The organism is Lacinutrix sp. Hel_I_90, from assembly GCF_000934685.1.
GTDB lineage: Bacteria > Bacteroidota > Bacteroidia > Flavobacteriales > Flavobacteriaceae > Lacinutrix.
This window is the reverse complement of record NZ_JYNQ01000001.1, coordinates 2,864,611-2,881,175: the sequence shown is the minus strand read 5'-3', so window position 1 is coordinate 2,881,175 and position 16,565 is coordinate 2,864,611. Positions and strand designations below refer to the sequence as shown.

Annotated in this window: 14 protein-coding genes and 1 tRNA gene; 5 read left to right on the top strand and 10 right to left on the bottom strand. The window is 34.5% G+C overall.

Features of this window, described 5'->3' with window-relative positions:
• Nucleotides 1–58 precede the first annotated feature (58 nt).
• A complete protein-coding gene (ppk1, locus tag GQ46_RS12740; protein ID WP_044402654.1) occupies nt 59–2,077 on the top strand; it encodes a polyphosphate kinase 1 in 2,019 nt (672 codons plus the stop codon).
• Between the two features lie 2 nt (nt 2,078–2,079).
• A complete protein-coding gene (locus GQ46_RS12735) occupies nt 2,080–2,478 on the top strand; it encodes a hypothetical protein (RefSeq protein ID WP_044402651.1) in 399 nt (132 codons plus the stop codon).
• Here the strand turns inward: GQ46_RS12735 and GQ46_RS12730 are convergent.
• The 8 genes from GQ46_RS12730 to GQ46_RS12695 all read right to left on the bottom strand — a co-directional run bounded on the left by GQ46_RS12730 (nt 2,468) and on the right by GQ46_RS12695 (nt 13,319).
• Entirely contained in the window at nt 2,468–3,466 is a 999-nt protein-coding gene (locus tag GQ46_RS12730) for an App1 family protein (RefSeq protein WP_044402649.1), read from the bottom strand. The genes GQ46_RS12735 and GQ46_RS12730 overlap by 11 nt on opposite strands.
• Nucleotides 3,467–3,475: 9 nt before the next feature.
• The gene (locus GQ46_RS12725; RefSeq protein WP_044402645.1) at nt 3,476–4,744 is read right to left on the bottom strand and encodes an MgtC/SapB family protein; all 1,269 of its coding nucleotides are present in this window, start codon (nt 4,742–4,744) and stop codon (nt 3,476–3,478) included.
• A gap of 76 nt (nt 4,745–4,820) precedes the next feature.
• Nucleotides 4,821–7,232 carry a sodium-translocating pyrophosphatase gene (locus tag GQ46_RS12720; protein ID WP_044402642.1) on the bottom strand — a complete coding sequence of 804 codons (2,412 nt, stop codon included), beginning with the start codon at nt 7,230–7,232 and terminating at the stop codon, nt 4,821–4,823.
• Between the two features lie 263 nt (nt 7,233–7,495).
• Complete coding sequence (locus tag GQ46_RS12715; RefSeq protein WP_044402638.1) at nt 7,496–9,796, bottom strand: M1 family metallopeptidase; 2,301 nt, start codon at nt 9,794–9,796, stop codon at nt 7,496–7,498.
• Nucleotides 9,797–9,861: 65 nt separating this feature from the next.
• A complete protein-coding gene (locus GQ46_RS12710) occupies nt 9,862–10,362 on the bottom strand; it encodes a DUF6702 family protein (RefSeq protein ID WP_044402635.1) in 501 nt (166 codons plus the stop codon).
• Between the two features lie 60 nt (nt 10,363–10,422).
• Nucleotides 10,423–11,223 (bottom strand): carboxypeptidase-like regulatory domain-containing protein, encoded by an 801-nt coding sequence (locus tag GQ46_RS12705; protein WP_044402633.1) that lies wholly within the window; start codon nt 11,221–11,223, stop codon nt 10,423–10,425.
• A complete protein-coding gene (locus GQ46_RS12700; RefSeq protein ID WP_044402630.1) occupies nt 11,210–12,034 on the bottom strand; it encodes a carboxypeptidase-like regulatory domain-containing protein in 825 nt (274 codons plus the stop codon). Before GQ46_RS12700 ends, GQ46_RS12705 begins: the two co-directional genes overlap by 14 nt.
• 457 nt (nt 12,035–12,491) lie before the next feature.
• On the bottom strand, nt 12,492–13,319 hold the full coding sequence (locus tag GQ46_RS12695) for a carboxypeptidase-like regulatory domain-containing protein (RefSeq protein ID WP_082041760.1): 828 nt from the start codon (nt 13,317–13,319) through the stop codon (nt 12,492–12,494).
• A 158-nt stretch (nt 13,320–13,477) separates the two neighbouring features.
• On the opposite strand from GQ46_RS12695, the gene pepE reads away from it, so the two are divergent.
• Nucleotides 13,478–14,185: a dipeptidase PepE gene (pepE, locus tag GQ46_RS12690; RefSeq protein ID WP_044402624.1), complete on the top strand. Its 708-nt coding sequence runs from the start codon at nt 13,478–13,480 to the stop codon at nt 14,183–14,185.
• Between the two features lie 498 nt (nt 14,186–14,683).
• Here the strand turns inward: pepE and GQ46_RS12685 are convergent.
• Nucleotides 14,684–14,756, bottom strand: a tRNA-Gly gene (locus GQ46_RS12685).
• A 47-nt stretch (nt 14,757–14,803) separates the two neighbouring features.
• The gene (locus GQ46_RS12680; RefSeq protein WP_044402621.1) at nt 14,804–15,229 is read right to left on the bottom strand and encodes a GNAT family N-acetyltransferase; all 426 of its coding nucleotides are present in this window, start codon (nt 15,227–15,229) and stop codon (nt 14,804–14,806) included.
• Nucleotides 15,230–15,282: 53 nt separating this feature from the next.
• On the opposite strand from GQ46_RS12680, the gene GQ46_RS12675 reads away from it, so the two are divergent.
• Nucleotides 15,283–15,744, top strand: a complete 462-nt coding sequence (locus GQ46_RS12675; protein WP_044402619.1) for a GNAT family N-acetyltransferase — start codon at nt 15,283–15,285, stop codon at nt 15,742–15,744.
• Entirely contained in the window at nt 15,741–16,469 is a 729-nt protein-coding gene (locus GQ46_RS12670) for a M15 family metallopeptidase (RefSeq protein WP_044402616.1), read from the top strand. The genes GQ46_RS12675 and GQ46_RS12670 overlap by 4 nt, the downstream gene beginning before the upstream one ends.
• Nucleotides 16,470–16,565: the final 96 nt, after the last annotated feature.

The following is a 16,565-nucleotide window of genomic DNA, read 5'->3' as shown; positions in this document are numbered from 1 at the left end:
CTTAACATTTTTCTCACATCCTTTTATTTTAAATCCTGTTCTTTTGTATTAAAAACTAATGGCAGCTCTTTATAATACTAAATATTTTCATCGCGACTTATCTTGGCTTCGTTTTAATCATCGGGTATTACAAGAGGCAGGAGATGAGCGTAACCTATTATACGAACGTATTAAGTTCTTAGCCATTTTTTCTTCTAACTTAGATGAGTTTTTTAAAGTGCGCGTATCTGATATTCGCCAAATAAAAGACATTGAAAAACCGCTTCGTAAAAAACTAATTACTAAACCTAATAAGGTTTTAAAGGAAATTAGGAAGCAGGTGCATTTGCAACAAGAGGCCTTTGGACGTATTTTTATTGGTGAGATTATTCCAGCATTAAAAAAGGAAAATATTCATTTAATTAATGTTGACGCCTTTTCTGAACGTCAAAGACAAATTGCAAAAGACTACTTCGATAAATCGTTGAAATCTAATATAGATTCAGACCTTTATACTATCCATGACAACAAATCTGTATTTGTAGAAAACGAAGCGCTGTACCTTGCTGCTTTGATTAATGATGAACAATTCGAAATTGTTTCAATACCTTCAGAACATGATCGCTTTTTTGTTTTTCCAACGGAAGACAACAAACATTATATCACTTTTATAGACGATATTATAAAATACAATTTCAGATTAAAACAGGCTAAGCCCGCTTTAAATTATTATGAATTAAAAGTATCACGTGATGCTGAGCTGTATATTGAAGATGAATTTTCGGGGAATTTGATGCAAAAAATAAAAGAAGCATTACCTAAACGGGAAACGGGTCAGGCCACACGAATTTTGTTAGACTCTAAGACACCTGAAGCACTTCAAAACCATTTAAAAAAAGCTTTAGATGTGTCTAATGCAGATATTATTTTAGGAGGACCACATCATAACTTTAAAGATTTTTTTGAATTTCCAAATCCAACCAACAAGCAACTATTAAATGCCGAATTAGCGCCTAAGCCACATCTTTTATTAAGTGAATACGACTCTATGTTCACCGCTATAGCTGCCAAAGACCAATTAATACATTACCCGTATCAATCTTTTGAGCCTGTTATTAGATTACTTGAAGAAGCTGCTAATGATGAACAAATCACCACAATAAAAATGACTTTATATCGTGTCGCAAAGACTTCGAGGTTAAATGATGCTATTGCTTTAGCCGCTAAAAAAGGAAAGACAGTGGTTATTTTTATTGAGGCAAAAGCACGATTTGATGAAGAAAACAATCTTAAATGGGGGAAAATATTTAAAGAGAATGGGGCTAAAGTTATTTATAGCTACCCAGGCATAAAGGTGCATTCCAAAATTCTTTACATAGAAAGAGAACTTAAAAACACCACGGAACGGTATTGCTATATTGGCACAGGAAACTTTAATGAGAACACCGCCAAACTCTATACAGATTTTGGTTTAATGACGACGAATAAAAAAATAACGAAAGAGCTTAACCGCGTATTTTTAGTTTTAGAAGGGGTGTTAATTGTACCAAAGGCCAAAAAATTATTAATTTCTCCTTTCACTTCACGCCATAAATTTTCAGTAATGGTTGAACGTGAAATCGCTTTTGCACATGCAGGGAAACAAGGGTTGATTATATTAAAAATGAATAGCCTTCAGGATAATAATATGATTAAGCTCTTGTATAAGGCGAGTAATGCTGGTGTAAAAATTAGGTTGCTCATTCGTGGTATTTGTTGTTTGGTTCCCGGCATAAAAGGACAAAGCGAAAACATTACAGTTACAAGTATTGTAGACCGTTTCTTAGAACATGGTCGCGTCTATTTATTTGGAAATAATGGTGATGAAAAACTCTTTATTGGGTCTGCAGATTGGATGACTCGTAATTTAAGTCACCGTATAGAAGTTATTGCGCCCATTCTAGATCCTGATAATTTTAAAATAATAAAAGAGGTGTTAGAATTACAATTAGAAGATAATGTAAAAGCTAGAATTATTGATGCCGAGCAAAAGAACGACTACGTAAAAAACAATAAAAAACCGTTACAGTCTCAATTAGCCACTTATAACTATTTCTAATAATGAAGTATGAAAAACTAATATCAAAAGGCTTTATAGCCGCTGGGCTTTCAAATGTAATTGGCGTTCCTTTATTTTCTAAACTTTTCACTAATGCTGTTATAACAACAATACAACCTGAGGTCATGTCTAACTTTGGTTTGTTAATGATTCTTGTTTGGGGATTAGCCTATATTGCCGTAAGCCAAAACTTTAAACATGTCAAATGGTTAATAGCCGTTTTTGCCATCGAAAAAATAATTTATGCTATAGTATGGCTACAGTGGCTATTAAAAAACGAATTAAGTAGGGTATTTGAGCAAGACACTCTAACCGGTATATTCTACTCTATTTATGGGATAAACGATTTCTTGTTTTTTATATTTTTTAGCATTGTTTTTTATAAACTTACTAAGCAATAAATCCATTTTGTCTTGCATGCACAATAGCCTCTTCACTACTTTCAACTAATAAGGCAGGCGTTGTTTTATAGTTTTCAAGCAAGCCTTTTACACGTATAATTTTCTTTTCGTGCTTTACGCTTCGTAAATAGATGGCTTTAATTCTCTCTGGATATAGTTCTGCTATCTCAATATAAATATCAGGGTCATGTTCACCGCTATCCCCTATTAAAATAAAGGGTAACTCTGGATAGGTTTTTAAAAGGTTAAGAATCTCTTTTTGCTTTTGAGGCTTCTCTCCCTGTGGTTTTTTGCGAATAAAATTACCTAAATTACGCAATAAAATGGGTCCTTTTGGAAAATTGTTCTGCCGTAAAAAAAGTTCAAGATACCGGTATAAATTCCATGGGCTATGACTCACATAAAAAATAGGGTTCGCATTCTTTCCAGATGCACCGCGATGCAGCATGTGGTAAAACTCTGCAGCCCCTTCTAAAGGCAATCTACTTTTAGCGTTTTTAAATAGGGAGTTATAAATTACGCGCCATTTTAAGGTGGATACTACTCCTGTATGTAAAATAGTATCATCAATATCACTTGCAACACCAAACTGGGCGCTCTTTGCGGGAATTAATAACTCACCGGGAAATCTGTTATCGTTTGTTATTTTTCTTTCTATAGTAACATCGTCATAAGACAATACAAAGGGAACCCATCCTTCGGAATTACATAAAGTGCTTAGATCTATTACGTTTTCTTCAATTTTAAAATAGCCGCGACTATCTGTCGTTGCCTTAATAATCGTATTATTTGGCAATTTAATCCTGATGGCAACATTAGCAATTTCGTCAGATTCAAAACGTTTCCAAGAATTAACAATTAAATGCAACATTTTTTGGGATTCTAAATCAATAGATTCATCTTCCAAAGCTCTTCCTCTGGCATAAAAATGTGTATTGGTTCCATAGCTTTGAAAGGCTATAATTTGTAAAGGGTCTTTTTTAAACATGTTATGTTTTTAGAAATGCCAAGATTCTGGCCAAAGCCACATAATTAATAATCCCGCTGTAATAATTACTCCAAAAGAAATAATAATCCATTTCGCAAGTGCTTTTGCGCCAAGGACCATTGCCATAACTCCTTTAAAGAGCATATTTGATAATCCTGCTAACAAAATTAATTTCCATCCAAATGTTGCTTTTAGGTTACCTTCTTTAATTAATTGAGACAAAGATAAGGTAATGGCATCAACATCTGTTAAACCACTAATTATAGAAACGATATAGAGTGCATTATTTCCAAATTTCTCTTTGGAAAATGCAACAGCTAGTAATATAATACCGTAAAGTAACCCAAAGATTAAGGCGCTTTTAAACTGCGCGGGATTTTCAGGCTCTGGCATTTCCTCACTCTTCGAAAGATCCTTATTAATAAAATAAAACAAGACCACGCAAGTCAATATCATAATTAAAATTAACGCTCCAATAGGCATTGCAATGATCGCTAACTGATTTGGAATAATGACACCTACTTCAAATAAAACCCTAAAAAAGGACACTGTGGACGCGATAGTAATAACAAAAGCAGCCAATTTACTAATGGATGCTGCCCCTGTAGTTTTACGAGCATAACTAATAGTAGTTGCTGTACTACTAATTAAACCGCCCAGAATACCGTTTGAAATAATTCCAACCTTTTTTCCAACAAATTTATAGATAAAGTAACCAAAAACGCTAATCCCAACAATTAAGGTTATCATCAACCAAATATTCCTTGGGTTTAAAACCTTAAAAGGGCCGTAGGCTTCATCAGGGAGTATGGGTAAAATCACCAAACTAATCCCTGTTAAAGTCATGATAGCGGACAAATCTTTAGACTTTAATTTGTCTATAAAATTGTGTAAGTGTTCTTTTAGATACAATAAAATGGCCATAGAAGCTCCAACCAAAACACCTATTAATTGACTTCCAAGCACAAGATAGGCACCAATAGCAAACATGAGTAATGCTGCTACTTCAGTGGTTTGACCAACATCTGCTTCTTCAAATTTTTTATACTTAATAACATTAGCCATTAATAACATTGCTGTTATTGCCAACCCTAGAACAGGTAGTATAAACGGATTGTCATAAGCTCGTGTTAAGAAACCAGCCATCACACCCAATATAGAAATAAGAGTAAATGTTCTAACGCCTGCCATATGATTATTAGTCTTTTCACGCTGCATCCCAACGAGAAGTCCTAAACCAAAAGCAATACCCAATGTGGTTAGATCGTCATAATTCATAAGGTATAAAGATAGAAAATTTAACAAAAAAAAACCACGATAAACGTGGCTTCTTTATGGTTTTGTGTTAAAACTATTATTTAATAACCTGTATTTTTTTGATCACTTTTTTAGTATCACCTTCATTTGTTGCGACCGACACTTCAAACGCTTTTAATTTGGCTTCAACTTCTGCTTGCGTTCCTAAAAATGTTTCTTCTTTAGTTACTTCTTGTCCATTTTCTATGGTTGCATAGGTAATCGTTGCCTCAGCTAAATCTTTGGAAGAATCGACAATAATTTCAACCTCTTGATTATTATTTGCCATACCTTCTTCAATATGCCCTCCTAAAATTGGCGCAATCACTAGTCCGATAAGACAGGTTAATTTAATCAATATATTCATTGAAGGACCAGACGTATCTTTAAAAGGATCACCAACAGTATCACCAGTTACTGCTGCTTTGTGCGCATCACTTCCTTTATAAGTCATTTCTCCGTTAATTTCAACACCTGCTTCAAAAGATTTTTTAGCATTATCCCAAGCACCACCAGCGTTGTTCTGGAAAATAGCCCAAAGTACACCAGATACAGTTACACCTGCCATATAACCCCCTAACATTTCAGCAATAGCCAGGTTATTCATTCCAAAAAGCATTGGAATAAATGCAATTACTAATGGAAATCCAATAGTTAGTAAACCTGGTAACATCATTTCTTTAAGTGACGCTTTTGTAGAAATGGCGACACACTTATCATATTCAGGTTTTCCTGTACCTTCCATAATCCCGGGAATTTCTCTAAACTGACGACGCACTTCTTCTACCATTTCCATAGCAGCCTTACCAACAGCATTCATTGCTAAAGCAGAAAATACCACTGGCACCATACCACCTACAAATAACATGGCTAATACGGGTGCTTTAAAGATATTAATACCATCAATTCCTGTAAAGGTTACATAAGCTGCAAATAAAGCTAATGACGTTAATGCTGCAGATGCAATAGCAAAACCTTTTCCTGTAGCTGCTGTAGTATTTCCAACAGAATCTAAGATATCTGTACGTTCTCTTACGATTGGGTCTTGTTCACTCATTTCAGCAATACCACCTGCATTATCAGATATAGGTCCGAAAGCATCGATCGCTAACTGCATCGCTGTTGTTGCCATCATTGCAGAAGCGGCTAATGCTACACCATAAAATCCTGCAAATGCGTAAGATGCCCATATTGCTCCAGCAAATAATAATACTGAAGGAAATGTAGAAATCATCCCTGTTGCTAAACCAGCGATAATGTTTGTTCCTGCTCCAGTACTCGATTGTTGAACAATTTTTAAGATTGGGCCTTTTCCTAATCCTGTATAATATTCAGTTACTGAAGAAATTCCTGCACCAACAAATAAACCAACAAGTGTGGCATAAAATACACGCATCGAAGAAATTTCTTGTAAGCCTTCACCAAAGAAGTTCATTTGCATGGTTTCTGGTAACATCCAAGTCACTAAACCAAAACATGAGAGCGCCACTAAACCTATAGACACCCAATTACCAACATTTAAAGCGCCCATGACATGAGATTCTTTAGCGTCGTTACTTTTTATTTTTACTAATAGGGTTCCAATTAAAGAAATAATAATCCCTACACCAGCTATGGACATAGGCAATAATATTGGCCCAATACCACCAAAGGCATCAGCAATGTTTCCCCCCATATCTTTAATCACATAGTTACCAAGAACCATTGCGGCTAATACAGTTGCTACGTAAGAACCAAATAAATCGGCTCCCATACCAGCAACATCCCCTACATTATCTCCAACATTATCTGCAATAGTGGCCGGATTACGAGGATCATCTTCCGGAATACCGGCTTCGACTTTACCTACTAAATCAGCGCCAACATCGGCTGCTTTGGTGTATATACCACCACCAACACGCGCAAATAATGCGATGGACTCAGCACCTAACGAGAATCCTGCTAGTGTTTCTAAGACAATAGTCATGTCCATTGTATTTGTCCATTCGCTTCCCATAAAGAACCAAAAGAAAAAGATAAAGAAACTTGTTAAGCCTAATACCGCTAAACCTGCAACACCAAGCCCCATTACAGTTCCTCCTCCAAAAGAGACTTTTAGTGCGTTTGGTAAACTCGTACGCGCAGCTTGCGTTGTTCTAACGTTGGTTTTAGTTGCTATTTTCATCCCCATGTTTCCTGCCCAAGCAGAAAAGAAAGCTCCAAAAATAAATGCTATTACAATTAACCAATGTGTTGTAGGTACAACAAATGAAACTATGGTTAATAAAACACTGACTATAACCACAAAGATGGCGAGTAATCTGTATTCAGCATTTAAAAAAGCTAGTGCGCCTTCGTAAATATGATCTGAAATTTCTTTCATTTTACCATCTCCAGCATCTTGTTTCATAACCCATGATTTTTTTATAACCATGTAAATTAATCCTATAAGCGCCAAAGCTATTGGCATGTAAATCATCATTGATTCCATATTAAATTTTTGTTTGATTAGTTTTTAATGTTCGCTAATGTAATAAAATCAAAACGAAGTAAAAAATATTTTAAAAATCACATATTTTTAACAGAAAACTAATGATATCATAAGTAAAATCCTTTTGACTACTGAAACAGAACACGTTATCTCTCTACTTCCAAAGAATGCTAATATCACCCTTAAACTTTCCTTGTTTTTTCACTAAAAAAAAAAGCCTATTCTTGCGAATAGGCTTTGTAAAGGATTTAAAAAACGATTCTTTAGTCTTTCGTTTTATTTTTAAATTTATCAAAATCAGACTCTTGTGTTTCTTGCGGCCAAGAATTATTAGAGGTATCGACATCTGCTGTTTCTAAATTTGGATCGACAGTAATTTTTACAATTTCTTTATCTGAAGCAATAGATTTACTCACTTCTTTGTCATTCAATCTCCAAATTTGTGCTGGATAGGTTTCGGTTTTCGAAGTGCCATCTTTATAAGTATACTCAACAATAATAGGCATTACTAATCCGCCTGGCTTTTCAAAACTTACACTATAAAAATACTTTGGCGCTTTCATTGTCGCTCTTTCTGCTGGTGTAAAATTATCCATAACATATTGTTTTAATGTTTTAGATTTCTCCATGATATCTTCATCTTTCATACCTGGTTTATCTTCTTCACTTCCTTCTTCAACAAAGTAGACACCATCTTTTGTATCCATCCCAAAACGGTTTGCCATAGCAGTTCCTTCTTTATTTGGAGTAGCAGTCACGTAATATTTTTTCACCTCTTTTACTCCAATATCAACGTAGTCTGTAGTATAGAACCAACCTCTCCAAAACCAATCTAAATCCATTGCAGACGCATCTTCCATCGTACGGAAAAAATCTTCTGGTGTAGGGTGTTTAAACATCCAACGATTAGAATACTCTCTAAACGCATAGTCAAAAAGCTCTTCTCCCATAACTGTTTCTCTTAAAATATTAAGTGCAGTTCCTGGTTTTCCGTAGGCATTATTTCCAAATTGATAGGTGTTTAAGCCTTTAGTCATGATTGGTGCAATATAGTTTTGATCACCGCCCATGTATCTTGTAATATTAGCAGCTGGTCCACGACGAGAAGGATAAGTACTTTGCCCTGGAGATAAGGCATCTGGATACCACTTACCAAAATCTTGCTCTGCCACATACTGTACAAAGGTGTTTAATCCTTCATCCATCCAAGTCCATTGACGCTCATCACTATTTACAATCATTGGAAAGAAATTATGTCCAACTTCATGAATAATTACAGACATCATACCAAATTTTACACGATCACTATATTTTCCATCTTTATCTGGTCGTCCATAATTCCAACAAATCATTGGGTACTCCATACCTTGATTTTTGGCATGAACTGAAATGGCTTTATGATATGGGTAATCGAAAGTCATACGAGAGTATGATTTTAAAGTACTGGCAACCGCTTTTGTAGACCATTGTTCCCAAAGCGGATTTCCTTCTTTTGGATACATTGACACGGCCATAACATCCTTATCTCCAATTTTCACAGCCATCATGTCCCAAATAAAACGTCTTGAGGTAGCAAAACCGAAATCACGTACATTTTCAGCATATAATTTCCAGGTTTTCTTATCTTTTGATTTTGATTTTTCTAATTTTTCAACTTCAGCTTGTGTTACAATGACTACAGGCTTATCGTAAGATTTCTTTGCTTCTTCGTAGCGTTTCATCATGTCTTTAGAAAAGACTTCTTTTCTATTCATTAACTTTCCTGTACCATCTAAAATATGATCAGCTGGCACGGTTATATTCACTTCAAAGTTTCCAAAAGGCAATGCAAATTCATCACGCCCCCAAAATTGAGAGTTTTGCCATCCTTCAACATCATTATATACCGCCATTCTTGGATAGAATTGTGCAATAACGTATGCTCTGTTGTCGTCCTCTGCGAAATATTCATAACCAGAACGCCCTCTACCATTTACATGATCATTAATGTTATACCACCATTTAATAGAAAAAGAAAATTGTCCTCCAGCAGCTAATGGTTTTGGCATTTCTACACGCATCATCGTACGATTAATCATATGCTGCAATGGGTTTCCGTTTTCGTCCTTAACAGCTTCTATTTTAAAACCACCATCAAAACCTTCACTCATATAATCATTGGCAAAAGAAGACACTTGTGCCGCAGGTCTTACACCGCTACCTTCAATTAAAGGTGATTTAGAATCTCTGGCACGCACGTTTTGATCTAATTGCACCCATAAGTATTTTAAAACATCTGGTGAATTATTAGTGTAGGTAATAGTCTCATATCCAGACAATCTTGCCTTTTCATCATCCAGTTCTAAGTCCATTTTATAATCTGCTTGCTGCTGATAATAAGCTGAACCCGGAGCTCCTGATGCTGCACGGTACCTGTTTGGTGTTGAAAACTCTTCGTAGAGTTGTTTGAATTTATTTTCGTTGGTGTGACCTTGTTGCGGCTCCCTCTTTTCTTGGTTCTGTTGGGCAAAAGCGCCAGCAGTAACAAAAAGGGCTAACAAGAAATAGTACTTTAAATTATTCATTATAAATTGTTGTTTGAGTATTGAGGCTGAAATTAACAATTTTTAACGTCTTCTAAATCCTTTTATTAGAAATTTAACATTCCTTTATCGTTTTGCGGAATTAGAATGAAAGACTTGTGTTTTGAATTAATATAGGTTCTCACCACATTTTTTTGCTCTTCAAATTGATCAAAAAGAACTTTATTGGTTATTTCAAAGGTCTGGATGTTTTCAATGTCTTTAATCTCAATAAAACACTGTACAATATCTTCGTCATATTCTTTGCCTAAAAAGGTATAATCAACGGCCTTACCATTTATCGAAATCTTGAGTTTTGATTTAATATACGTTTCAATATACTTATCAATGTGTTTTTCATCCTTGTTTGAAGCTAAAGTGATGGTCTGATCAAAACGCTCTCGCAGTAATTTTTCAAAATCATCTATAAAAATTCGTGTGGTAATTTGAACTGCTTTTTTCTCTTTAACATATTCAACTTGCGTGACACTTACATAATATTTATGTAGGACAGATGCAGACAGCATTAAAAAAAAACACGGTATTATTAAATAATTTACAGCTTTCATTCTTTTATATTTCGGATTCAAAACTAAAGGAATTGATTCAAAAAGTATTCCAAATCAAAATTAATCTTTAGATATTATATTTTTTTGATAGTTTTCGTATTTTTCTTTCATAAAATCCAAAGCTTCTAAATCGCTATTTTTGCAGCGTTTAGTAAAGTTTTCATCTTCTGCACAAAAGTAAAAAAAGTCCATTCTCAAGTCTTCTTTTAGAGGATTGTTCTTAAAAAAAGTTTCAGAGAGTCTTCCTTTGATGGCATACATTAATACCGTATTAGCTTCTAGTGCTACTTGTTTTTTAAGTGCTTTTGTTCTACCAGAAATGGCATTTAATAGGGGGTCAAACGGCATTGAGCCAGCAAGAAGACCAAGTAACATAATAGGTTTAAAATCACCAGCTGTTTGCAATTGTCTTTCACTTTTAGTCTTCCGTTTGCCTTTATATCCAGGAATACCCACATCATAGAAGTTAAGAGCTGGCTTAGCATCAGAATTCATAACATCTTTAGTTAAATCACCCGTTAACGTAAATCCAATGACCGCTTCTGGAAGCTCGTTAACTTGCTCTTCTAATAGAACATTAAGCGTTTTATTCTTTATGTTTTCTTTAGAGACCAGGACTGTTTGTAGTTTATATTGCACTGCTGAAAAAACGATAGTATCACCAGCTTTAGCGTCGACTTCAAAGGTACCAGAGACATCAGTCGTTGTAAATATGCTTTGTGATTTATTGATGACATGAATACTTTCTATGCTTGCGCCCTCTAAATCAACACTTGATACTTCACCAGAGAGTGTTGTGTTTTGAGAGTACCCGATACTTAAAATCAAGTATACTAGAAGTATGAGGCTATTCTTTTTCATTTACAGTCTTTAAAAACAGTTTGCTTTGTTGAAAAAAATATTCAATTAATTCAAGTTCTTTGTCTTCCTGTAATAGGCTAGTGTCAAAATTTTTCCCTTCTAAATAACTTATAAAAGGAAGTACTTGCTCTTTTGGAATACTAAAATACTTTACAAAATAATCTGCTTCAAATTTTTCAGACAATACAGAAATAGGTGTTTCAAATGCATCTCCAATTTTATTTTTAAAATCTTCTCCTTTCTTTCTTTTTTTCTCTTTTGTTTTAAAAATGGCATTTATTAGTCCACCAATAATTGCGGCGCCATTTAATTGATACCCAATACGATCGTTTTGTGAACCAACAGCGATATTATCTACTTTAGAATGCTGATCATCTGCAAATGCGAAATTCTCAAAACTTCCAAAAGAAAACACAAGAGGCTTAAAAACCTTAGCACTATCAATATCTGTTTGTAAATCACCTGTGAGTCCGTATTGTAAAAGCACCACTTCATCTAAACTATTGATGCGCTCGGATAAAAAAATATTTAGGTTTTCATTATCTAAAACGGGTTGTGTCACTTTTGTCTTAAAGGGAATAATTTGTAATGCAGACACCCGAATCTCGTCGTATAAACCGACTTCTATTTTAAATTCACCTTCTGCGTTAGTAATAGTCCCTTTGTTTGAAGAAGCATTGTAAATGGTTACATTTTCAAGATCATCAACAGCCACAAAAATCTTCCCTGAAACCTCAATACGCTTCTTATCCTGAGCATGAGTAAAAGAAAAGATTAGTGAAAATAAAATAAAGGTTAGTTTGTGTTTCAAGCGGGATTGGTTTATAGGGTATAAATAACGTTTTAAAACTCTTAATTAAAATCTAAAAGTCTTTTAAACTTTTGTTAAAACAAGAGTAGCATAAGCCCATCAACTAAAGTTTAACAAAAGGCACGCCTCTTCAAAAGCATAAATCAAACCCGCTTTAGTTTTTAATTCCGTAAGTCTTTTAGGTTCTTTAGTACTAGAAGAAATAATATTGACAAAATCTATCTCTGAAATTGGATCCCCGAAACTCCCAAATGAGTCACTTGATTTTGAAGATAAATCTCATAATGACACTCGACGTTTTTATTTCAATGTTATAACCTTCTAAATACCCTTTACCAGCATGAACCCCTTAAGTTCTAAAAAGGCCGACATTTGAATACTCGATTCACCCGAATTTATCTGGACAACGCTGTGTTTAGTAATACCCAATGATTAATATTATATAAGGATAGTAAGACTATTCTCTTTCATCTATCATCTTTAAAAACACCTTACTTTGTTGATGAAGATATTCAATTAATTCAAGTTCTTTGTCTTCTTTAAGGAGACTAGTATCAAAATCACTTTCTTCTATAAAAGCTATAAATGCTAGTATTTGGTCTTTTGGTATATTAAAATTCTTGATAAAATAATCTTCCGCAAATTTTTGAGATAAAACAGAAATAGGCGTTTCAAATTCCTCTCCAATTTTGTTTTTAAACTCTTCTCGTTGTTTTCTTTTTTCCTCTTTAGTTTTAAAAAGTGTATTTATTAATCCAACAATAATAGCTGTCCCATTTAATTGATAACGAATACGATCATTTTGTGAACCAACAGCTATATTGTCTACTCCTGTTTGATAATCATCTGCTAATTCGAAATTCTCGATACTCTCAAACGAAAATTCAAAAGGCTTAAATACTCTTGTGCTATCAATATCCGTTTTTAACTTGCCTGTTAAACCATATTGTAAAATCACAACTTCATTAAGACTGTTAATACGTTCTGAAAGAAAAATACTTAATCTTTTATTATCTAAAACGGGCTGTGTCACTTTTGTCGTAAACGGAATTAACTGCACTGCAGATACTTGAATTTCATCATTCAAGCCTACTTCAATTTTAAATTCACCCTCTGCATCGGTAATTGTGCCTTTATTTGAAGAGGTGTTGTAAATGGTTACATTTTCAAGATCATCGACAGCAACAAATATTTTACCTGAAACCTCCACACGCTTCTTATCCTGAGCTTGCGTAAAACAAAAGACCATTATAAATAGAAAAAAGGTTAGATTATATTTCATCATAGTTTAGTTTAATTAGTAGATTATAAATATCGGCTTAAAAGACCTAATTAAAAATCAAAAGCTGTGTAAACTTTTGTAAAAAACAAAGTTTACATAAATTTACAACAAATTCATGAATTCAAGTTTAACTAAAAGCTACTCGTTTTCTCGAGCATAAAATGAAAAATATTATTATCGCAAGTACTTCAACTGTCTTTGGAGGCAAACCTTTAGACTACTTATTAGAAGCGCTTAAGGTTTTATTTCAGGATACTTCAGACATTCTATTTATTCCTTATGCCAGACCTGGTGGCATTTCCCATGACGACTACACCAGTCGTATGGCAACGGTTTTTAGTACCATCAATAAAACCCTTAAAGGGATTCATGAGTTTAAAAATGCTTCGGAAGCTATAAAACAAGCTAAAGGTATTTTTATTGGTGGTGGCAACACCTTCGTTTTAGTGAGTCAGTTATATAAAAACGATTGCATCAATAGTTTAAAAACGGCTATTAATAATGGAATTCCCTATTTAGGCACGAGTGCTGGTAGTAATATTTGTGGCTTAACAATGAGTACCACTAACGACATGCCAGTGGTATATCCGCCAAGTTTTAAAACCTTAGGTTTTGTGCCTTTTAATATTAACCCGCATTACCTAGACCCCATTGAGAACAGTAAACATATGGGGGAAACGCGGGAAACGCGTATTAATGAGTTTCATCATTACAATACACAACCTGTAATTGGATTGCGAGAAGGGAGTTGGATTCAGGTAAAAGGCAATGAAATACAACTAAAAGGCACTTTAAAAGCACGTGTTTTTGAATATGAGCAGGATGCTTATGAGATTGAGACCAATACATTCTTAAATGAGTTGAAATAAAAAAAGCATCATCGGTTAGATGAAGCGCTTTGAGCGAGAGACCGGGTTTGCTTCGGCTATGCTCAGCATAAACTTCTCACCCTAAATAGTTAATTCTATTAAAGTAAAGGCATAAAAAAAAAGCCTCATCGGTTAGATGAAGCGCTTTGAGCGAGAGACCGGGTTTGCTTCGGCTATGCTCAGCATAAACTTCTCACCCTAAATAGTTAATTCTATTAAAGTAAAGGCATAAAAAAAAGCCTCATCGGTTAGATGAAGCGCTTTGAGCGAGAGACCGGGTTTGCTTCGGCTATGCTCAGCATAAACTTCTCACCCTAAATAGTTAATTCTATTAAAGTAAAGGCATAAAAAAAAAGCCTCATCGGTTAGATGAAGCGCTTTGAGCGAGAGACCGGGTTTGCTTCGGCTATGCTCAGCATAAACTTCTCACCCTAAATAGTTAATTCTATTAAAGTAAAGGCATAAAAAAAAGCCTCATCGGTTAGATGAAGCTCTTTGAGCGAGAGACCGGGTTCGAACCGGCGACATTCAGCTTGGAAGGCTGACGCTCTACCAACTGAGCTACTCTCGCATTTCTGATGGCAAATATATAAAGTATTCTACTTTCTACAATAAAAATTATAATGTTTTATAAAAATGATAGCCATAAATGTCATAACCCTCATTATAATAAAATTTATGCGACGGATAATTTTGTACGTAAGTATTTAATTCTGAAGTAGTACAGCCTTTACTTTTTGCATAATCATACAACCATTTAAAAAATTGTTTCCCTAAACCTTTGCTCTGATATTCCGGTTCAATATAAACATGATCGACTTCCATAGATTTTCCAGCATAATGCCTGGTTTGAAACCATAACCCACTAATACCTATTAATTTATCACCATCAAAAACACCTGCGCACTCATAATTTTCAGTAATCATTTGTGTGAAACGTTCTTTTAAAATACTATCCGAATTCTTATTATTCGTCAACTTTTGCACTAAAGGAATGATAGAATGGATCTCTTTTTTATCAATTATTTTAAAGCTGAAAGGCATACTCTTTTCTTTCAGTAAATTTAACTAAATTTGAAACACTTCAAAGACATTAAATGAAAATCAATAGCAACACTACTGATATACGCATTAAACGTATTTCAGCCTTAGAAACCTATCCTGTACGACATCCAGTTTTGCGCGAAGGCAGGCCTATTGACACCTGTAAAATGGAGGCGGATGACTTAGAAACCACCTTTCATTTTGGACTGATTTATAACGACAACCTTGTTGGTGTCGCAACATTTATGATTGATAAAAACCTACAGTTTACTGAAGAAAAGCAATACAGACTAAGAGGTATGGCTGTACTAAAAGCACATCAAGGGCATCACTTTGGCAAACAGCTATTACAGTTTGGAGAGTACTATTTAAAATCGAACAACGTGGAGCGTGTTTGGTTTAATGCCCGTATAAACGCTGTAAACTTTTATAAAAACAATGGTTATAAAACTTATGGTGCTATTTTTGATATTCCTGATATAGGATCACACTACATTATGAGTAAAACACTATGAAAAGAAAATACTTTATAAACTATTTAAGTCTGGCAAGTTTTTTCTTGTTAGCGTTTACACCATTCGCTTTTTCACAAAACAGTATTTCTTCGGAAGAACTAATAGGTAAAGGCTCGCCAACACTTTTTGGTGAGGGTTACAACCTCCGAGAAGAAGCACATTTGGCTTTTTTAAAGATGAAAGCGGAAGCTGAAAAAGAAGGTATTAACCTTGCTGCAGTTTCAAGTTACAGGAGTTACAGCCACCAAAAACGCATCTGGGAACGTAAATTCAAAATGTTTAAATCACAGGGGCTTTCAACAGAAAACAGCATTAACAAAATAATAGAATATTCAACAATTCCTGGAACTTCCAGACACCATTGGGGAACAGATATTGACATTTATGATGCTAATAAAAAACATTCCGGAGGCATTTTACAACCGGAAAACTATCATGGTAACGGTCCATTTTGCAAGCTTAAAGAATGGATGGATACGCATGCAAACACGTATGGTTTTTATTTAGTTTACACAGACAATGCGAATAGAAAAGGCTTTAATTATGAACCTTGGCATTATAGCTATAAAGCCCTTTCTTACGATTATTTAAAAGCATACAAAACACTTGATATTGCAGAAATATTGAGAAAAGACCAACTTTCTGGAAGTGCGCATTTTTCTAAAGCCTTTATCAAAAGCTATACAGACCAAAATATTTTAGATATTAATCCCGCGCTTTTATAACTTTAAATAGAAACGGCGGCAACTAGATCTTACCGAGTTCCAGAATTACAAAACGCAGCTCCAGCTCCTGAAGGCCCTATGGAATCCTTTAGAGAA